We start from the raw sequence: 18,550 nt of genomic DNA on the forward strand, positions 1-18,550 counted from the left end.
TATTTACACCCCTGTTGAATAAGGTATACTTGTAGTACGATGCCGCAAAAGAAAAAGAAGTCAGATCAACCAAAAGCCATACTCAACCGTAGGGCCCGCTTTGACTACGAACTCGGCGATGAAATTATTGCAGGCCTAGCACTTACCGGACCAGAAGTCCGCGCCGCTCGCGACGGCCATATACAGCTAAAAGGTTCGTTCGTGACAATTCGAAATAACGAACTATGGCTCAACAATGCCAGCTTTAGCATAAAACTCAATCAAAAAGGGCAGGTTGGCGCGCGTACTATCGATACCGAACCTCGCAAACTTCTTGCTAGCCGCAAACAAATCGACGTTTTAGCCGCTCGCCGTAAAGAGGGGATGAGCATTGTTCCAACAAAACTTCTTACCACAGGCCGATTTATTAAAATCGTTATTGCGCTAGGCAAGGGCAAAAAGAACTACGACAAGCGCGAGACAATAAAACGCCGCGACATCGAACGCGACCATAAACGCCTTTTGAAAAACTAGTAAAACACCCGAGGGTGCGCCCGGCTCACGAAGAGTCCTGGCGCACCCTGGGTCGTCAGCGTCGGCCCTTTCTTCCTTCGTTCGACGCACGGACATCTGACTCGTTGGCCAGAATCTCCGCCTGCAGCCCGTAGGCGAGGCGATCCATGCACGATGACGCAGCGGCCGCATCGGCGGCCGCGTCCGCACCACTGAAGCGACGCTTCAGTTCGGCGAGGAACCGTCCGACCTCCGCATCGGAACAGTCGCCCACCTCTGCGACGATGTAGTGAAAGAGGGGTTTCGTACCCGAGCGGTAGGCTGCCAACACAGCAGCACGAACCCCTGCCAAACTAGACTGAGACATCTGCACTCCATCCATGCATCCGGTTCACTGACCGTATCAGTATATCGCAACTCTATCCCCGTATAAAATGATATAATCTGAACTATGCTTAGAATTTATTCATGGAATGTCAACGGAATCCGCGCAGTTATAAACAAAGGATTGTTTCAGGAATTTATCGCCAAAGAACAGCCAGATATCTTGTGTCTGCAAGAAACAAAGGCAAAAGAAGGCCAGGCTGTTATTGATTTGCCAGATTACCACGAATACTGGAACAGTGCCGACAAGGCGGGCTATAGTGGCGTTGCTATCTTTAGCAAACACGAGCCTATCTCTGTTCAAAAAGGGTTCGCCGATGGTATTGCCGAAAAATATAATCTAGCTGGTGACAGCTACGGCGATCCATCGAAAGAGGGCCGCGTTCTTTCGGCAGAGTTTGAAAAGTTCTGGGTAGTTACCGTTTACACGCCAAACTCAAAAGGCGATCTTAGCCGCCTCGGGTTGCGCCACAAACAGTGGGACCCAGCATTTCTTGAGCACATTCAACAGCTCGAAAAAACGAAACCTGTATTTTTTTGCGGCGATTTAAATGTCGCGCATACTGAAATCGATCTTGCCAACCCAAAGCCAAACATCGGCAAGCACGGGTTTACTTACGAAGAGCGCGAAGGTTTCGACAAGCTTATCGAAGCGGGGTATTCCGACACATTCCGCCTGTTTAATAAAGAGGGTGGAAACTATAGCTGGTGGACACACTGGGCAAATGCGCGCGCACGAAATGTTGGGTGGCGCATCGATTACTTTCTTGCCAGCAAAAAAGGCAAAGATATGGTAAAAAGCGCCGCCATTCATACGGACATCATGGGCTCGGACCATTGCCCAGTGAGTATTCAGGTAGACGCTTAATTATGGTTTCGCCCGACATTCAAGCCAAACTGGATGCCGCGCGCAGGGCAGAAAGCACCTACACTCCCAACGCTCAAGTTGCAGGCAGCATAAAAGACAAAACCCTCATTATGTTCGTGGGGCCTGTTGCTATTGGCAAAAGTTACGTCATGAATCATCTTGCGCTTTCGGATACTGCGTTTGGTCGCGTGCCAGTTTTTACGACGCGCGACGCCCGCCCCGACGACGAACCAGGCATGTTCGAAACCCAGCCCCATTCCGATGAATCTCTCGGCAAACTACTTAGCGATATCGAAGCACAAAACGTCGTTCAGTATGCGATTCACCCTACGACGGGGCGTGTTTATGGGTCTCTGCCGCGGCACTATGCCCATAAATACAATATGCTAGCGACACTTTCTAACGTTGTCGATCCTATGCGACGCCTGCCATTTAGTGAAACGATTGTCATAGGGCTTAGCACCCACCCAGATACATGGCGAACATGGTTCGAGATGCGATACCCCACCGCAAGCGAAGAGAAAACTAAACGGCTGAGCGAAGCTGCGTTGTCGCTTGAATGGCTTTTACACCCCGAGCATGAAACATTTGTTCGGTGGGTGGTTAATTCACCTAATAACCCCGATGCTACTACCCAAGATATTATTAATATTGTAAAATATAGTAAACAAGAGGAGGCGCAGGCAAAAGAATATGCACAACAAATCCTCGAACTTGTGCGAAATTACTACTAGGAGGATATAAATGACAACCAAAGAATGTACACTGCTTTTTCTTGTTCGCGGCGACGAAGTACTCCTTGCAATGAAAAAGCGCGGCTTTGGATCGGACCGCTACAACGGTATCGGCGGCAAGATTGATCCAGGCGAGACTATCGAGCAAACGCTTGTGCGTGAATGCCAAGAAGAAATCGGCGTCACTCCGCTTAACTACTGGAAAATAGCAGAACACGATTTTATTCAAGATAAGGGTAGCGATCCTTGGCGCATGTACGTGCATGCGTACCTCTGCGATACGTGGGAAGGCGAACCTGTCGAGACCGAAGAAATGGCACCAGAATGGTTTGCAATAAAGGATATTCCTTACGATAACATGTGGCAAGATGACAAATACTGGCTGCCACAAGCGCTTGCCGGCAAAAAACTTATCGCTAATTTTACTTTCGACGAAGCCGAAAATATGCTTACTCACGACATTAAAGAAGTAGAGGAGCTACTCCATGGAAATACGCCCATATTGGCAGCAACAGACCGATAAACCACTCTACCCAGATATCGAATGGAACAAACCCGAACAAAAGTCTCTAGCGGGAAAGCTGGGGATTATTGGAGGCAATAAATTAGGGTTCGCGGCCGTTGCCGAAAGTTACGGTAGCGCACTAAATGCCGGAGTAGGTGAGGTTCGCGTACTTTTGCCAGATGTTCTGCGTAAAACAATCCCACCAACCATCACCGATACGATTTTTGGCGCCACGAACCCTTCGGGAAGCCTGGCACGCGAGGCAAGCACTGAAATGCACGCTCTTGGCGCATGGGCAAATCACATACTTATGATTGGTGATGCCGGCCGCAACAGCGAAACCGCTATCCTTTACGAAGATTTTCTGCAAGATTATAAGGGGCAGCTCACTATAACCCGCGACGCTGTTGATCTTATAAAAAACAGTGCTTCTACTATTGTCGAGCGGCCCAATACACTGCTTGTCGTGTCGTTTGCGCAACTACAAAAGCTATTCCAAAGCGTATATTACCCAAAGATTCTTACATTTAGTATGCAGCTTGCCAGCCTTGTTGAGGCGCTGCACAAATTTACCATTACGTATCCGGTCGGAATCCTCGTTTTACATAAAGACCATCTTTTAGTCGCCGAAAACGGCACAGTCACAACAATGGCATGGGAAAATCCTATGGCTATCTGGCGCGGAAGTGTCGCTACAAACGCCGCATGCTACTGGCTTTGGAATCCCACTTCGCTACAAAAGGCTGTTACGGCAAGTATTGCGCTAAAATAGATAGCTTCACGAAAATATTTACTTCGTGTCATATATATGTCAAAATTATATAATGAATCGCCGTGAGACGTGGCTTTCCCACCCAAACACAACCCACGAAGATCTCGCCGATGAACATCTTTTGCGGGGTAATATTACTGATGCCCGCGACGCCCTAGAAAATCTCAGATCATCAAAAGGCCACTTTGGCTCTTTTTACGCAGACCTAAAGATACGCTCACTTCCGCTATATGACATCGCATTTCATCCAACCACCCCTGAACGCCTAACGGCAGCCAACGACACATACGGACTCATTGCCGAGATGATCGATAGAGAACTTTCAAATAAGGCTCTCATTCGCAGGCGCCGCGTCGGGCGATTAAGTGAGCTGGCAGTTATAGGAGTCATGCTTCATGATGCGTTCGATGAAAGTTCCGTCGCCACCGTCATTCCCTCAACAAGGCAAGAGGATATCTCCAAGGGGATAGATCTTAAAATAACGCCGCTTGCAACCGCAAGTATAACCGATGGCCTCCCTCTGCAAGTAAAGACTATCCTACGACCCGTTGACGCTGAGAATAGTAGAAAAGAGGGGGTTATCCCTATCGGAGTTAACGAGTTCGACGAACACGCAGGAAAACCCGAAAATCCCGACTCGGTGGCCAGAAGTATTCTCCGCGAGCTCGAGGGATCACACACAGCCGATGACAGAGCGCGACTTGCTTATGCCTCAAAGGTATTATTCGATAAAATCATGGCGCCAGATAGCGCGAGCGAACGGCACGAGCAGCTTCGGCGCCGGTTGGCGCAAGGCAGCTTTTTGGCGGCGGGGCACGAAAGTCAGGGATGATTACTCCGCAAAAGTAAAACACCTCTTATTACAGAGGTGTTTTACTTTGGTACCGCGAGCCGGACTTGAACCGGCACGAGCTAATGCTCACCAGATTTTGAGTCTAGCGTGTCTACCGATTCCACCACCGCGGCGTGTGGATAGCGGTTGCTACCAATGTATTGTACAATAGATGACAGCAGGAATCCATAGATGAGACCAGAAGATCAAAATAATACAAGCAGGCGAGTGGGCACGCCGCTGGTACCACAGCGATCACTTCTTCATACCCCAGAGACAGCAAACGAGCACGTTAATACGCCCGCACATATCGATGCCGCGGCAAATATCGCACGCAATCAGCTAGAAAGCATCTACAGCGGCAACACAACAACTCCAACGCCGCAAACAACACCAGTCGCCACAGCCACACCGCCAGCCACGCAACAATCACTAGAAGCAGAGAGCCCTTACGAACGAACACAAACGAACACCGCCGAAGTTCAAGCCGATCAGTGGAAGCAATATCATAGCGCGTGGCAGGATTACTACCAAAAATACTACGAACGCTATTACGTTGGCCAGGTATACCGCACCAAACAAGCGCTTGAAGCCCGAGCAGCAGAAGCGAATCAACAATCTTCGGCACCGCAACCGGCAAGCAGCATTACGCCAACACCTCAAGAGCCAGAGACTCTCTCACGCGACGAAGCACTCTATGACCTCCGCCGTAAGGTTATTGGGAACATTCAAGAAACAGCTAAAAAAGCGCGCAAGAGCCGTCACTTTATGCCGATTGCCGCAGCACTGTGTGTTGTATTCGTATTCCTCTTTCTACAATACAACCGTGTGCTTTTTGCCAATGTCCAGGCATATATTAGCCCGGGAAATATCGACCCCGCCAATATCATTATCGACCCAACAACGGATGTCGTTGTGAGCGCCGAACCAAAACTGATTATTCCAAAAATTAATGTCGACGTGCCAGTAGAATACAATACAAAACCAGACTACGCCTCGCAAATGAAAGCCATGGAAAACGGTGTGGCGTGGTTTGGTATACCTGGGGCAAACAGCAGACCTGGGCAGATAGGAAACACTGTGATTTCAGGGCACTCCAGTAACGATGTTATCGACGCCGGTAATTACAAGTTTATTTTTGCGCGCCTTGAACACCTTCAAAAGGGTGACACGATTTTTGTTAATTACCAATCCAAACGCTACACTTATACGATTACAAAAAAGGAAGTAGTAAAGCCAACAGAGGTTAATAAGCTTGTCTACGCAACAGATAAGCCTATTCTTACACTTATTACCTGTACGCCAATCGGGACCTCTCTTAACCGGTTACTTGTTACCGCCGAACAAGTCAGCCCAAGTCCAAAAGATGCCTCAGCCGCCCCTGTAACGGATACGACCAGCGAACCCGCAAGCATTCCAGGCAATTCGCCAACATTCCTTGAGCGGATATTCGGCGGTGGCGAGAGCTAAGAACTAGGGAAGTATCAAGCGTACGCGCTGTAAATGATACGCGCCATTATCTGATTTGTTAACACCGTAAAGATACTCTGCGTTAGGGCTGAGCGTCACACTTAGACCTGGCACGACGGTCATAATATCATGCTGATTAGCGCCGTCGAATTCATACAATCGCACCGTGCCGTCACGATCGCTCCAAACAGTGTAATCGTCGAGCCAGCGAAGTTCATCGCTAACCACGGCAGCACCTTTTAGTGAAGTACTCGTTGATTTTTTAAATTCAAGATCATAGGTAGTATAGGCAGCCCCGTGCTGAGCAATAATAAAGCGACCATTCGTCACGATAGATAAGTGATCAACAGCCGCGGTTGCCGCAAAGCTTGCGACAGACTTAACATTTGCCACGTTGTTAAGATCCCCCTCAAGCACGTCGATATTTTTACCGTGACTTATTGCAAAATAGGTATCACCAAAATACTCGCCAAGTGCTAGATGAAGAGAAACGTTCTTATTACTATCATACGAGCGAACGATCTGAGGCTTTTCGCTTCCTTCTTTATAAAAACCGACACTTCTTTGCTTTGTCGAAGTATCCTGAGTTGTCGTAAACACGATTGTCGATGCCTTATATAGCGAAAAATCAGCCGCGTTGTCGACAAGCGGACGCGACATAGTTGCCTCGTTCAGATTTATACGACGTATATCCGTGCCAATCTGAACATACAAAATACGGCTATCTCCATCACTAAAAACAACCTTTGATGCATCGATATCGAGCAGTCGGCTCACGTTCTGTGACGCACCGACATTTTCTGCGTCAACAACAAGCCACTCACGCTTGCCGTCGTAGGTATGCTGCACAAGAATATAACGACTGTCTGGATCCCACTTTTCGATAGTAAAGATGTGCTTTTTAGCTTTTGTGTATACCGTTGTTGGTATTTCAATTGTCTTAAGCGCAACGTCGTCACCCGCTAAATTAGCAAGACGGATAGATGCGTCTGCGACATTTTCTTTCAGCGCCATCCACTTTGCATCTTGCGACACGGCAGTCGAGGATACCTTACTAAAATCAGCGACCAAGGCGGGCTGAAGATCGACGGGAATCAGACGCGAATAGTTTAACCACGTAACACTGCCCGGCACGATATCAACCGATTTCTGCCAAGTTTGGTAACCGGTACGCGTCATTGTTATGAAATGTTGACCCGAGCTAAGTGTTGTTTTTGAGGGCGTGCGCGTGCCAAAAGCATTGCCGTCAATCGTTACATTCGCACCATTAGGACGGGAATCAAACTGAAGCAGGCCACCCTGTTCAATACGACCTTCGTTGCGATTAAACTGATATCCGAGCATAACAAGAACAAGAACCGTAACAAGACCGACCACTGCGATGGTCATAAAACTATACACGGCAGTACGCTGAATCAATTGTTTGCGTTTAGATGGTGGACGATACATATCAGTTAGTATTATAGCAACTTTAGAGGAAACTCTTGCATATTTGCGCCAGATTACCTACTATAAAACATAACAAGTTATGTAAAAACGAACACATAAATTCTTGGGTAAACAAGGGGAAAAATATGAATCAGCGAACAGTCACGATCAACGGCACAGAGTACGACGCGCACACAGGTATGCCGATTCGGAAAAACACGCCGCTTCACGGCATTAACCCCGCACCGCAAACACCAAAACCCGAGGAGCACCACTCGCATTCCGTTCACCAGGTTATCCAAAAATCACAAACACTCAATCGCCAAGCTGTTAAACGTATGCAGGTAGCCGCTCCTGTACAGCCACGTGTCATGCAAAAAAGTCCTGCCATTACCAAATTCGCACCCCACCCAACGAGCGCCAAACCTCGTGCACGCTCAATGGATATCGGACCCGTATCGCACCCAATGGTCACAAAGGCTCACCAACAAATGCAGCAAGCAAAGCCTGTCGTGTCGTCGCATGTGCCAGCTCAAACTGCACAGCCAATGCCAAAACCATCGAATGTCATTAAACAAGAGGCTGTTGCCGAAGCCCTGCAAAAAGCTCCTAGCCATAGCGCCAACCACAAACAAGTCAAACAGCCTAAAAAACGCTCTTCGCGATTCCTTAGTCTGGCATCAGCCAGTCTCGCATTACTTCTTCTTGGTGGCTACTTTACCTATATTAATATGCCGAGCCTATCTGTTCGGGTTGCCGCGGCCCAAGCGGGCGTCAATGCAACCTACCCAGAATATCGCCCAGATGGCTACAGTCTTCGCGGTCCTGTAGCGTACACCGATGGCGAAGTTCTTATGAAGTTTGCCGCCAACGGGGGGCCTCAGGCTTTTTCAATAAGCCAAACCAAAACCAACTGGGATTCGGCCGCTCTTGAAGAGAACTATGTTGCCAAAGAATCTAACGGTGGATATATCGACCCTTACATCGAACGTGGTCTGAAGATTTATATTTACGACAACAACGCAGCCTGGATTAACGGCGGCGTCCTCTACAAACTAACTGGTGACGCACCGCTTTCGAACGATCAGATCCGTCGTATTGCAACAAGTATGTAATTGCCTCTGTTATTTGCTATAATAACAGCATATGCCTACCACTACACGTACTCGCTTCGCTCCAAGTCCAACAGGTTTTCTTCATGTTGGCAACATCCGCACCGGTCTTTTTGCGTACCTTGTCGCCCGACATGATGGCGGCAAGTTTATTTTGCGCCTTGAAGACACCGACAAAAAGCGCGAGGTAGAGGGAAGCGCTGACCATCTTTTGAAATGCCTTGACGTCCTTGGCATTCAGTACGACGAAGGCATCGAAATCGGTGGACCATACGAGCCCTACAAACAGAGCGACCGCCTTGAAACATACAAGGTCTGGGCACAAAAGCTTATCGACATGGGGCGCGCCTACGCCGATCCCTACACACCAGATGAGATTCAGACATTTCGCGACGAAGCCAAGGCAAACAAGCAGGCGTTTTTATACCGGCACCACCGCCCCGAAAACCCACCAGCCTGGGATGGCACCCAACCCCTTCGTTTTAAGTCTGAGCCAAAGGCCTACAACTGGCACGACGAAGTTATGGGTGAGCTCTCTACGGGCCCCGAAGTGATCGATGATTTTATTCTTATAAAGTCAGACGGCTACCCGACCTATAATTTTGCACATATCGTTGATGATGCCGAAATGGAAATTACGCACATTATTCGTGGGCAAGAGTTTATTTCGAGTCAACCAAATTACCTCAATCTTTACGACGCGCTGCAAATCACCCCACCAATCTTCGCGACAATGCCACACATTTTAGGCGAAACAGGCGGTAAAAAACTTGGCAAGCGCGACGGAGCGAAAGATGTGCTCGACTACATTCGCGATGGTATTCTACCCGAAGCGTTAACGAACTTCATTGCCTCACTCGGCTGGAACGATGGCACCGAACAAGAAATCTTTACCCACGAAGAACTAATAGAAAAGTTTACGCTCAACAGGGTACAGCGAAGCGGTGCACGTTTTGACGAACAACGCCTTCTATGGATGAACGGACAGTGGATCCGTCGCCTAAGCCTCGACGATCTTTACCAGCGTGTTGAAGGCTTTTGGCCAGAAAGCGCCAATGGAAGCGATTCTGAATATAAAAAGCAGATCCTAAGCCTTGTTCAAGATCGCCTAAAAACCCTTCGCGACCTGCCTGTAATGACATCGTACTTTTTTGCCGAGCCAACTATCGACTGGGAAATGATAGCAACTAACAAGCAACTTAAAAAGCTAGAAAACAGCGAGGTAGCTTCACTTCTTACACAGGCCGCAAATGCCCTCGAGAATAGTGATTTCAAGCCTGAAACGCTGCAAAATACACTCAACACATTACTCGAGACGACCGGCCAAAAGCCAGGCACGCTCTTTAGTCTTATTCGACTTGCCGTCAGCTGGGCACCGTTTAGCCCGGCACTAAACGACACGCTTGCCGCTATCGGCAAAGAAAACGCGCTTGCGCGTATTCGACAAGCCGCTCATCACGCAACAAATAGCTAGTCAAACCCTCTTATTCACACGCTGCTTCTGTTATAATAACCACAAGCATGAAGGACGAAACTAAGCAGTCTCGAATCCGTCAATTCTTTCGCCGCCTACGGCAATGGATTGTATCGCACCGAGTCGCTTCGCTGGCGATAGGGGGTTCTATTTTGGTGCTCATTGCTGCCGGCATTACTTTTGCGCTTTTGTCGCAAAAAATGCCCGAAATCGAGCATTACACACCGACCCCTATTGCGAAGATCGATGACAAGCCACTCTACTATTCGCCACTCACAGGCCTAGCCGTTTCCAGCGAGGCTGAAACAAAAATGCCCGTAACAGCAATCATGATAGAAAACAGCCCCGACGCCAGGCCGCAATCTGGGTTAAAAAAGTCGGGTATTGTGTACGAAGCCATTGCCGAAGGTGGTATTACTCGATTTCTCACACTCCACCAGCAAGATAAGCCTCAACTTATTGGACCCGTTCGCAGTCTCCGCATGTACTATGTGGATTGGCTCGCCCCATACAATGCCAGCGTCGCACATATCGGTGGCAGCGCTGCCGCGCTCAAAGAAGTCCGTAGCGGAAAGTACCGTGATATCGACCAGTTCTTCAACAGCGCTTACTACTGGCGTTCAACCGACCGCTACGCACCGCACAATGTCTACACCAGCTTCAAAAAACTCGACGCATTAAATAAGGCAAAAGGATACAAAACCTCTACCTTTACAGGGTTTTCGCGAACCGACGAAAAGCCAGCTGAAAAAGTAACGGCAAATTCGGTAACAATTAACTTCAGTGGACCGCTATTCAACACCAGCTACAAATACGACAAAAAGAATAACCGCTACACTCGCTACATAGCCGGCGCACCACACAAAGACCGCGAAGATGGCACTATTACACCAAAGGTCGTCATCGCCATGAAAGTCAGCATGCAACGCGTGTTCGAAGATGGCTATCGCGAAGCAATTAAAACGACTGGTAGTGGTGAAGCGATTATATTCCAAAATGGAACCGCCCAAAAGGTTAAGTGGTACAAGGCATCACGAGCATCGCAAATTACATTCACCGACTCCAAGGGCGTTGACGTGCCTCTTGCACGAGGACAAACCTGGATTGCAGCCGTTCCAACCAGCGGTGGAGGCGTCTCATGGAAGTAAAAAAGCAGGCCGAAAAAGCACAGGGCATGATCCGTTCGTACTGGCCACGCTTCAAAATGCACGCCACACTAACAACCATTCTTATGCAGGTAGCGGGCACGCTCGCTGTTGGGTTTGCCCTTATTGCAACCAACGTTACGGTGCCAACAACGTCTTTTTGGATTATTCTTCTGGCGATCCTCACTAGCTCGATCGGCATAAACCTACTACTTATCAATATTCTTACCGCACCCCTTAAGGATCTTACAAGCGCTCTCACGCATGTATCCGGCGAGCCGACAATTGTCACGCCTCCAAACCCTAACGCGCAGCATTTTGAACGCGACGGATTCAAGCCACTTTTGCAATTAATCTATGAACTTGCGGCAAAAAAAGACAAAGCCGAAGACGTCGCCGAAAAAGATGATCCTGAAACGGATTTTCCAACAGCGCTTAACAACGCATCGATCGGGTTTATCGTACTAAACACCAAACAAGAGGTCATTTACGCCAACGACAAGGCGCCAGTTCACACCGATCCAAAAGGGAAAAGGATAATCGACCTTCTGTTTGACGAACAGCCCACCCTACAAGATTGGCTAAAGGACTGCGAAGACCACGCGGTTCATGCCGAAAACAGCTGGCAACGTATTGCAAACAAGGTAACTGGCGAGGAAGGGCGAAGAATCTACGACGTTACGGCATCCTACCAAAAAGGAAGCGAAGCCGAGGTTGTGCTTGCGCTTTTTGAGCGTACCTCCGAATACCAGCCCGAAGACGATGATCTCGACTTTATCGCGTTCGCCGCGCACGAGCTTCGCGGACCAATTACCGTTATTCGTGGCTACCTAGACGTTCTGGGCGACGAACTAGAGGAGAAACTCGACGAAGATCAGCTCGAACTGTTAAAACGACTTGTTGTTTCTGCTAACCGCCTCAGTAGCTACGTCAATAATATTCTCAACGCATCGCGCTACGACCGTCGCCACCTCAAGGTACATCTTCGCGAAGATGCAATCGCGGATATTTACGATACGATCAGCGACGATATGCAGCTGCGCGCAGCAAGTCAAAACCGCATGCTCACCGTGCAATTTCCAGATAATCTGCCGACAATTGCCGCAGACCGTGCAAGCGTTAGCGAGGTGCTTTCTAATCTTATCGACAACGCGATTAAATACAGCAATGAAGGTGGCTTGGTCGCTGTTACCGCAAAAGCCGACGGGGAATTTATCAAGGTTTCCGTAGAAGACCACGGCATCGGGATGCCAGGTAGCGTCGTTAGTAACCTGTTTCACAAATTCTATCGCTCACACCGATCACGCGAAACGGTCGCAGGAACCGGCATCGGGCTTTACATTAGTAAGGCAATTGTTGAGTCACATGGTGGTAAAATAGAAGTGCGAAGCGCCGAAGGCTCTGGATCGACATTTGAGTTCAGTCTTCCGATATACAGCACAGTGGCAGCAAAGCTCGGCGCAAACGACAACAGCAACGAAGGCCTCATCGAACACAACGAAGACGGCTGGATTAAGAACCACGCTATGTACAGGGGGTAATTATGGCAATTAAAACAATTCTGTGTATCGAAGATGACCGTTTTATTGGCGAGATGTATGTAAGAAGCCTTAAAAAGGCGGGGTACGATGTCGACTGGATGGTCGACGGCAACGATGGCCTTGTTGCCGCCCGCAATAAACAGTACGACCTTATATTACTTGACATCATGCTTCCCGAACGACGGGGGAGCGAAATCTTGGCCGCACTGCGCGGCGGCGACGAAGATCTTATTCCAAAGACACGAGTTGTTGTGTTAACCAACTTCGATCAAGACGACGAATCACGAGCAGCCATGCAGCATAACGCCGACGCCTATCTTATTAAGGCCGAAATAACGCCGAAAAAGCTACTCGCCGTTATCGAAAAGTTAAACGATCTCCCGGCTCAAACCCTTTAAGTCGTCGACAGGCAATCCCTGACTCCAAAGCATTTCAAAAAACTGCCGCTGCGAATCGGCGATTTCTTGGTTGTACATTTCCACTCCAAAAATCTCTCCATCTTTCCAGTTATAGTACGCCGTTACGTCATCGTAAATCACGACAGAATGGGTAATTAAAAACACACCGTCGGGCAAATAGCGCGACTGCCACGAGGCTAGCCGCTCGTTCGAGTGCTTACCGTACCAATCTTGCTGGGTTTTTATAAAATTATCATTAATAATGCCACGAAACTTCAATCCTCGTTCGTTGCATGTTCGCGCCCATCGCTCAAAAAACGCAAGATTTGTACGAATCTGCATATTTTCGTAGAGTATCGCGAGGTTCTCGCTTTTACCTTTTGTTTGATTCCAATACATTTGCTTCAGGCCGTCATCGCCTTTATAAAACTGTATCCTTGTCGCTGGCGCGTTATCTGCAGCTTTCGTAAGCGTCGCGTGGAGCTGTGTCAATTCGGTTTGCAGGTCTTTTAGGTCTTGCTCTTTTTTCGCAATCAGCACCTGAAGATTAGTAATTGGAGCCGCTCGAAAAATATTCTTTTTGTACTGGACCTCGACCTCTATAAGGTTGCTCGCAAGCATTTCGTCCATTAGCCGGTAAATCCGAGTCCTCTCGACACCAGAGTGTCGCGACAAGTCGGATATTGATTGCGGACCGTAGGCATGAAGTGCCAAGTAAATATCGGCGATTTCTGCGCTAAGACCAAGTTTAAAAAAGTAGGCGCGTATCACCTGAGTATTGTTAAACATGCCTTCTATTTTTAACACCTGTGCACTTTTTGCGCAACAGATATAAACAATCTCCCACCCACGCTACACTCTAAATCGTTAGAAAAACGCGAAGATATTCGCTACATACGAAAAGGAGAGCTGACATGAGTGAGCGTATTTCATCATGGAAAAATTTTGAGCATGACGACAATAAAATAGTAAGAGAAGCCGATAAGGTTGGGGATCAGGCACTTGATATTGTCGACAGAAGGTACGGATGCGGCTACCCGTCGTGGCGACCAGGCTCTCATGAACTGTCGTACCACAACGGCCACCACGCTAGGGCAGTAGGCGACGCAGCGCTAAAAGTATGTACACGCATGGGACTATCCAGGCCAGAGCTTGCCGTCGCCAAGGCCGCAGGGTATTCCCACGACCTGGTGCAGCTAAAAGGGCGCGGCCGAGACGAGAACGAAAGCGCCGAGTGGTTTGAGGGTCAGCTCGAACGCGCGCGGGTATTCCCGGAGCCTCTCCGACATATTGGCGGCCTTGCAATCAAGGGAACGGAGCCTATTTTTTCTGGAAAGCGAATAGTCGGACAGATGGCAACCCGGCTTGATTACCCAGATAAAGACGCACGCCTCCTTGGCCTTGGCGTCGCTTGTGGGGACTTTGGCGAGCTTTATACACCGGAAGGTCCTTTGTTGTCGCATCAATTATTTAGAGAAATCAAAGGAATGCCAAGAGAGCAGAATATTCCGTTTGATGAAATTACCGATTTTCAACGTGGACAAGTACAGTTACTCGAGACGTACAAATATCCTCACCCTACAGGTGAAAGCACGCTCGCAACACATCGCCGCCAGGTGACAACATTTGCTAAAACGATTCTCCGCCAACTTGAAAGTGGCACAATTGAATCGTGGCCAGAGTTAATCGAGCGCGACATGTCTTTCATTCGTCAGCTTAGATAGTCAAGACGACGAGCCATTTCGTCAGCCTCGTTTGCGGTAACCACCCAAATAGGCGAGCACCCTGCGTGATTGATATCTGTCACCACCTTACTTGCCGTGCAGTTTTTGTTAGCTGTCTCATCAAGGACAAAACTAAGATAGTGAAGCTTTTCTATAACGCGTTCACGAATTGGCGCAGAGCGTTCACCAACAGTTCCGGTAAATACGATTGCATCAGCCCCATCAAGCACGCCCGCCATTTGGCCAATTGTTTTTTGAACACTGTGAACATATGTCGATAATGCCAGTTGCGCACGAGTATCGCCCGCAGCCTCACGCTCTAACAGCTCGCGAATATCCGACGAGCCGCCAAGACCTAAAAGACCGCTCTCGGTATTGAGATGTTTCTCGAGCCCCCCATCGTTTAAGCCACACACATCCCGCAGGACGCGTGTTGCCGTAGGGTCGATCGAGCCACTTCGTGTACTCATGATAATCCCTTCAAGCGGCGAGTAGCCCATAGAAGTATCCATACTTTCGCCTTTATAAACGGCCGTAACACTGGCGCCACTGCCCAGGTGACAAACGATAAGTTTCTCGGGCAGTTTTCCGGCTTTCGTTAACTGTCGCACAGCAGACGCCACCGAAAGACCATGGTAGCCAAATCGTTTAATATCGAACCGGTCGGCTATTTCTAGCGAGATACCATAATTCCAGGCATAATCGGGCTTCGTGATATGATACGCGCTATCCGAAACACCGACAATAGTAGCGGCGTCAAACTGCCGGCGAAGCGTTTCGATTTCTTCGAGTGTGGCTGCGATATGAAGGGGAGCTCGCGCCTTTGCGGCGGCAAGTTCAGCAATAAAGCCGTCATCAACAATACGATCGGCCAAAAAATACGCACCTGGCGCAACCACGCGCACCCCAACCTTTTCAACGACATCATCGCTGGTCATTACCTTGCGCTTTTGCAAGATAGCAAGCACTAGCGAGGCACATTGATCAAAATGTCGTATGTCCACATCTTCACTATAAGAATCTGCACCGCGTATTAGTGTGCAGATTATTTTTCCACGAGACCACTCAAAATGAAGTGTCGCCCGCAAGGCCGCGCCCTCATAAAGCGCGTACTTGCGACTGGCACTCCCAGGGTTCGCTATTAAGCTGAACGAGCCGGCCACACCCATGCATCAATCTCTGGTATATCAATACCATGCACCTTAATATATTCCGTATTGTCGTCAAGTTTCTTTTGGTAGGTGTCGATAACGCGCCTGGCCTCCTCCTCAGAGATTCGCCCGGTAACAGCAAGCTTTTCAAACGCCGCCATAACCAAGTGATACCTACTGGTGCGGTTACGGACGTGCATGTCAAATGGTGTCGTCGTGCTACCGTTCTCGATATAACCACGGATATCAAATCGCCCGGGGTGGTGGGTGTAGTTGAACAGTATCGATTTCATTGTCTCTGGGTAACCGTGGAAGTTCAAGATTACCGGCTTGTCCGAAGTAAAGCTGCGCTCAAAGCCTTCTTGTGGCACACAAAGGCCGCCCCGGCCCAGTCCACAACTCGTGAGCGAGCTAATATTCACACAGCGCACCCTAATATCCGGATTTTCTTGGTTAATGAGGTCGATTGCCGCCATAACTTCCTTCATAGGATAGTCACCAGCACCCGCCAAAACGATATCCGGGTTCTCGTCGCTGGCAAAATCCCAAACCATAAGCCCTGCTTCTAGTTGTTTTTCAGCAAGTGCGGGCGTCAGCCAACGTGGTTCTTGAGTTTTTCCAGCAATCAGTACATTGATTTTTTGCACACTCTCAAGCATATGCTTCAAAACGACAAGGGTCGTGTTGCCATCGGCAGGAAAGTACACATCGACAAAATCACCCTGGCGACGCAGCGCGTCATCGATAAATCCAGGGTTTTGGTGACTCAACCCGTTGTGGTCTTGCCGCCAGCCAGAACTCGTAAGGATATAGTTGAGCGACGGAACTTCTCCTCGCCATTCGACGTTGCGGGCGTGGTTAAGAAACTTCGCATACTGATCCATCATGCTCACGATCACCTGAATAAACGCTTCGTAACTTGCAAAGATACCATGGCGTCCGGTAAGAACATACCCCTGAATCAATCCCTGAAGGTTATGTTCGCTCAACATTTCCATAACCCGGCCATCGCGGGAAAGATCTTTGTCCCAATCCATAATCGGCCACTGCCATGCACGGGAAGTCTCGCTAAACACCGCATCGAGCTTATTCGAATACGTTTCGTCTGGCGACATAAGACGAAAGTTTTTATTGTGCGCGTTTAGTTTGAAAACTTCGGTGAGATACTCGCCGGCACGACGCATACTACTGCTACCAATAGTGCCTGGAATTTCAGCATCCTCGGCGTATTTTGCGGCATCTGGCAAAATAAGAGGCTTGTAAACAGGATCGCCACCAAGTGCGTGAGGCGTCATGCCTATACGGTCTTCGAGGCGGTCGGGTAGAATATCTTTTACAAAATCACCAAACCCGGTCTCACGGCTAAATAACTCGCTAATATTGTATGAGTGCAGCCATTCGTTTAGTAGTTTTAGTTGGTTTTCGTCGCTTTTCGCCTCGGTAAGAACCACCTGGTGCGAAAGGCAGTTACCCTCGATCTTGTCACCGTTTAGTTCTTTAACGCCAGTCCAGCCCTTCAGCGTGCGCATGATAATCATTGGCATGTGCGGGGTTGTGTCGGGGTCGCTTTCACGAATCTCTTTTATCAGACCGTGCGCCCACTCTAGCGCGTCACTCATGAGTTGATGGTGATTATCGGAGGTCGTAACATCCACGATTCGCGGACTATACCCGTATCCAATAAATAACGACGTAAGTTCGGCATCGCTCATGCGACCAAACACCGTAGGGGCCGAGATCTTGTATCCGTTCAGGTGAAGAATAGGCAAAACTGCGCCATCTTTACGCGGGTTGATAAGTTTATTTAAGTGCCATGATCCCGCGGTCGGCCCAGTCTCAGCCTCGCCGTCACCTACCAAGCATGCAACCAAAAGATCCGGGTTATCAAGCACCGCTCCGTAGCTTGTCGAAAGGGAATAGCCCAACTCACCACCCTCTAAAATAACGCCAGGCGTGCCGGGGTTGGAATGGCTCGGAAAACCATATGGCCAGCTAAACTGCTGACACATGTATTCGATACCTTCGAGAGTTTGCGGTACTTCTGGATAAAAATTACTCAGCGTACCCTCAAGAAAAAGATTCGCTTGCAGGGCAGGAAAGGCGTGCCCTGGGCCAAGTACGAACATCATATCTTGCTGATGTTTTTTTGCCAGACGGCTAAGGTGCGCATAGGCAAAGTTAACCCCCGGTCCGCTACCCCAGTGTCCTAGCAGGCGAGGCTTTACGTCGTCAAACGTAAGATCCCGCTCCATAAGTAAGTTGTCTTGTAAAAAAATCTGCGCCGCCGTGAGGTAGTTTGCCACACGTAAATATTTATCGATAGATGTAAAATTTTCGTTCATAATGCTTATGTTTATTATACCCCTTATATTTCCCGAGAGGAAATTGATTAAAAATAATGACATTTTGTAGCCACATGTAACAAAGCACGCTATTCGTCGTGTTCACAGATACGTCATCCGCGTAAAGTATACACTAGCATAAGGGGTATCGCACTGTGACTGTTATCACACGCGAGCT

18 protein-coding genes and 1 tRNA gene are annotated in these 18,550 nt (G+C 48.8%); 13 read left to right on the forward strand and 6 right to left on the reverse strand.

All coding sequences use genetic code 11. From position 1 onward, the window contains the following. The first annotated feature begins 39 nt into the window (after positions 1–39). Complete coding sequence (gene smpB / locus HZB75_03570; GenBank protein QQG50586.1) at positions 40–513, forward strand: SsrA-binding protein SmpB; 474 nt, start codon at positions 40–42, stop codon at positions 511–513. A gap of 55 nt (positions 514–568) precedes the next feature. Here the strand turns inward: smpB and HZB75_03575 are convergent, their stop codons facing one another. Further along, positions 569–823: a hypothetical protein gene (locus tag HZB75_03575; protein QQG50587.1), complete on the reverse strand. Its 255-nt coding sequence runs from the start codon at positions 821–823 to the stop codon at positions 569–571. Positions 824–943: 120 nt separating this feature from the next. On the opposite strand from HZB75_03575, the gene xth reads away from it, so the two are divergent. The 5 genes from xth to HZB75_03600 are packed head-to-tail and all read left to right on the forward strand — an operon-like array spanning position 944 to position 4,587. Further along, the gene (gene xth, locus HZB75_03580) at positions 944–1,744 is read left to right on the forward strand and encodes an exodeoxyribonuclease III (protein ID QQG50588.1); all 801 of its coding nucleotides are present in this window, start codon (positions 944–946) and stop codon (positions 1,742–1,744) included. Positions 1,745–1,746: 2 nt separating this feature from the next. Next, the gene (locus tag HZB75_03585) at positions 1,747–2,478 is read left to right on the forward strand and encodes a hypothetical protein (GenBank protein ID QQG50589.1); all 732 of its coding nucleotides are present in this window, start codon (positions 1,747–1,749) and stop codon (positions 2,476–2,478) included. Positions 2,479–2,488: 10 nt separating this feature from the next. Then, positions 2,489–3,001, forward strand: coding sequence for an 8-oxo-dGTP diphosphatase (locus HZB75_03590; protein ID QQG50590.1), 513 nt, complete (start codon positions 2,489–2,491; stop codon positions 2,999–3,001). Then, entirely contained in the window at positions 2,970–3,755 is a 786-nt protein-coding gene (locus HZB75_03595; protein QQG51367.1) for a hypothetical protein, read from the forward strand. The genes HZB75_03590 and HZB75_03595 overlap by 32 nt, the downstream gene beginning before the upstream one ends. Positions 3,756–3,807: 52 nt before the next feature. Next, positions 3,808–4,587, forward strand: coding sequence for a hypothetical protein (locus HZB75_03600; GenBank protein QQG50591.1), 780 nt, complete (start codon positions 3,808–3,810; stop codon positions 4,585–4,587). A 47-nt stretch (positions 4,588–4,634) separates the two neighbouring features. Here HZB75_03600 and HZB75_03605 read toward each other — a convergent pair. Continuing rightward, positions 4,635–4,721 (reverse strand) — tRNA-Leu (locus HZB75_03605). Positions 4,722–4,779: 58 nt separating this feature from the next. On the opposite strand from HZB75_03605, the gene HZB75_03610 reads away from it, so the two are divergent. Next, complete coding sequence (locus tag HZB75_03610; protein QQG50592.1) at positions 4,780–6,057, forward strand: sortase; 1,278 nt, start codon at positions 4,780–4,782, stop codon at positions 6,055–6,057. A 3-nt stretch (positions 6,058–6,060) separates the two neighbouring features. Here the strand turns inward: HZB75_03610 and HZB75_03615 are convergent, their stop codons facing one another. After that, positions 6,061–7,506, reverse strand: a complete 1,446-nt coding sequence (locus HZB75_03615; protein ID QQG50593.1) for a PEGA domain-containing protein — start codon at positions 7,504–7,506, stop codon at positions 6,061–6,063. Between the two features lie 125 nt (positions 7,507–7,631). Between HZB75_03615 and HZB75_03620 the strand changes: the two genes are divergently transcribed. The 5 genes from HZB75_03620 to HZB75_03640 are packed head-to-tail and all read left to right on the forward strand — an operon-like array spanning position 7,632 to position 13,155. Next, on the forward strand, positions 7,632–8,600 hold the full coding sequence (locus HZB75_03620; protein QQG50594.1) for a DUF4367 domain-containing protein: 969 nt from the start codon (positions 7,632–7,634) through the stop codon (positions 8,598–8,600). 31 nt (positions 8,601–8,631) lie between these two features. Continuing rightward, on the forward strand, positions 8,632–10,071 hold the full coding sequence (locus HZB75_03625) for a glutamate--tRNA ligase (protein QQG50595.1): 1,440 nt from the start codon (positions 8,632–8,634) through the stop codon (positions 10,069–10,071). A 47-nt stretch (positions 10,072–10,118) separates the two neighbouring features. Further along, positions 10,119–11,219 carry a DUF3048 domain-containing protein gene (locus HZB75_03630; GenBank protein ID QQG50596.1) on the forward strand — a complete coding sequence of 367 codons (1,101 nt, stop codon included), beginning with the start codon at positions 10,119–10,121 and terminating at the stop codon, positions 11,217–11,219. Beyond that, positions 11,210–12,757: a HAMP domain-containing histidine kinase gene (locus HZB75_03635; protein QQG50597.1), complete on the forward strand. Its 1,548-nt coding sequence runs from the start codon at positions 11,210–11,212 to the stop codon at positions 12,755–12,757. Before HZB75_03630 ends, HZB75_03635 begins: the two co-directional genes overlap by 10 nt. Positions 12,758–12,759: 2 nt before the next feature. Then, complete coding sequence (locus HZB75_03640) at positions 12,760–13,155, forward strand: response regulator (protein QQG50598.1); 396 nt, start codon at positions 12,760–12,762, stop codon at positions 13,153–13,155. Here the strand turns inward: HZB75_03640 and HZB75_03645 are convergent. Then, a complete protein-coding gene (locus tag HZB75_03645; GenBank protein QQG50599.1) occupies positions 13,126–13,944 on the reverse strand; it encodes a hypothetical protein in 819 nt (272 codons plus the stop codon). The genes HZB75_03640 and HZB75_03645 overlap by 30 nt on opposite strands. 125 nt (positions 13,945–14,069) lie before the next feature. Here HZB75_03645 and HZB75_03650 point away from each other — a divergent pair, with 125 nt between their 5' ends. After that, the gene (locus HZB75_03650; GenBank protein QQG50600.1) at positions 14,070–14,879 is read left to right on the forward strand and encodes an HD domain-containing protein; all 810 of its coding nucleotides are present in this window, start codon (positions 14,070–14,072) and stop codon (positions 14,877–14,879) included. Here HZB75_03650 and HZB75_03655 read toward each other — a convergent pair. Next, positions 14,867–16,048, reverse strand: a complete 1,182-nt coding sequence (locus HZB75_03655; protein QQG50601.1) for an acetate/propionate family kinase — start codon at positions 16,046–16,048, stop codon at positions 14,867–14,869. The two genes, HZB75_03650 and HZB75_03655, sit on opposite strands and share 13 nt — an antisense overlap. Continuing rightward, entirely contained in the window at positions 16,021–18,435 is a 2,415-nt protein-coding gene (locus HZB75_03660) for a phosphoketolase family protein (GenBank protein QQG50602.1), read from the reverse strand. Before HZB75_03660 ends, HZB75_03655 begins: the two co-directional genes overlap by 28 nt. Positions 18,436–18,550 lie beyond the last annotated feature (115 nt).

It is taken from the genome of Candidatus Saccharibacteria bacterium (genome assembly GCA_016432585.1).
In the GTDB taxonomy this organism is placed as follows: domain Bacteria; phylum Patescibacteriota; class Saccharimonadia; order Saccharimonadales; family Saccharimonadaceae.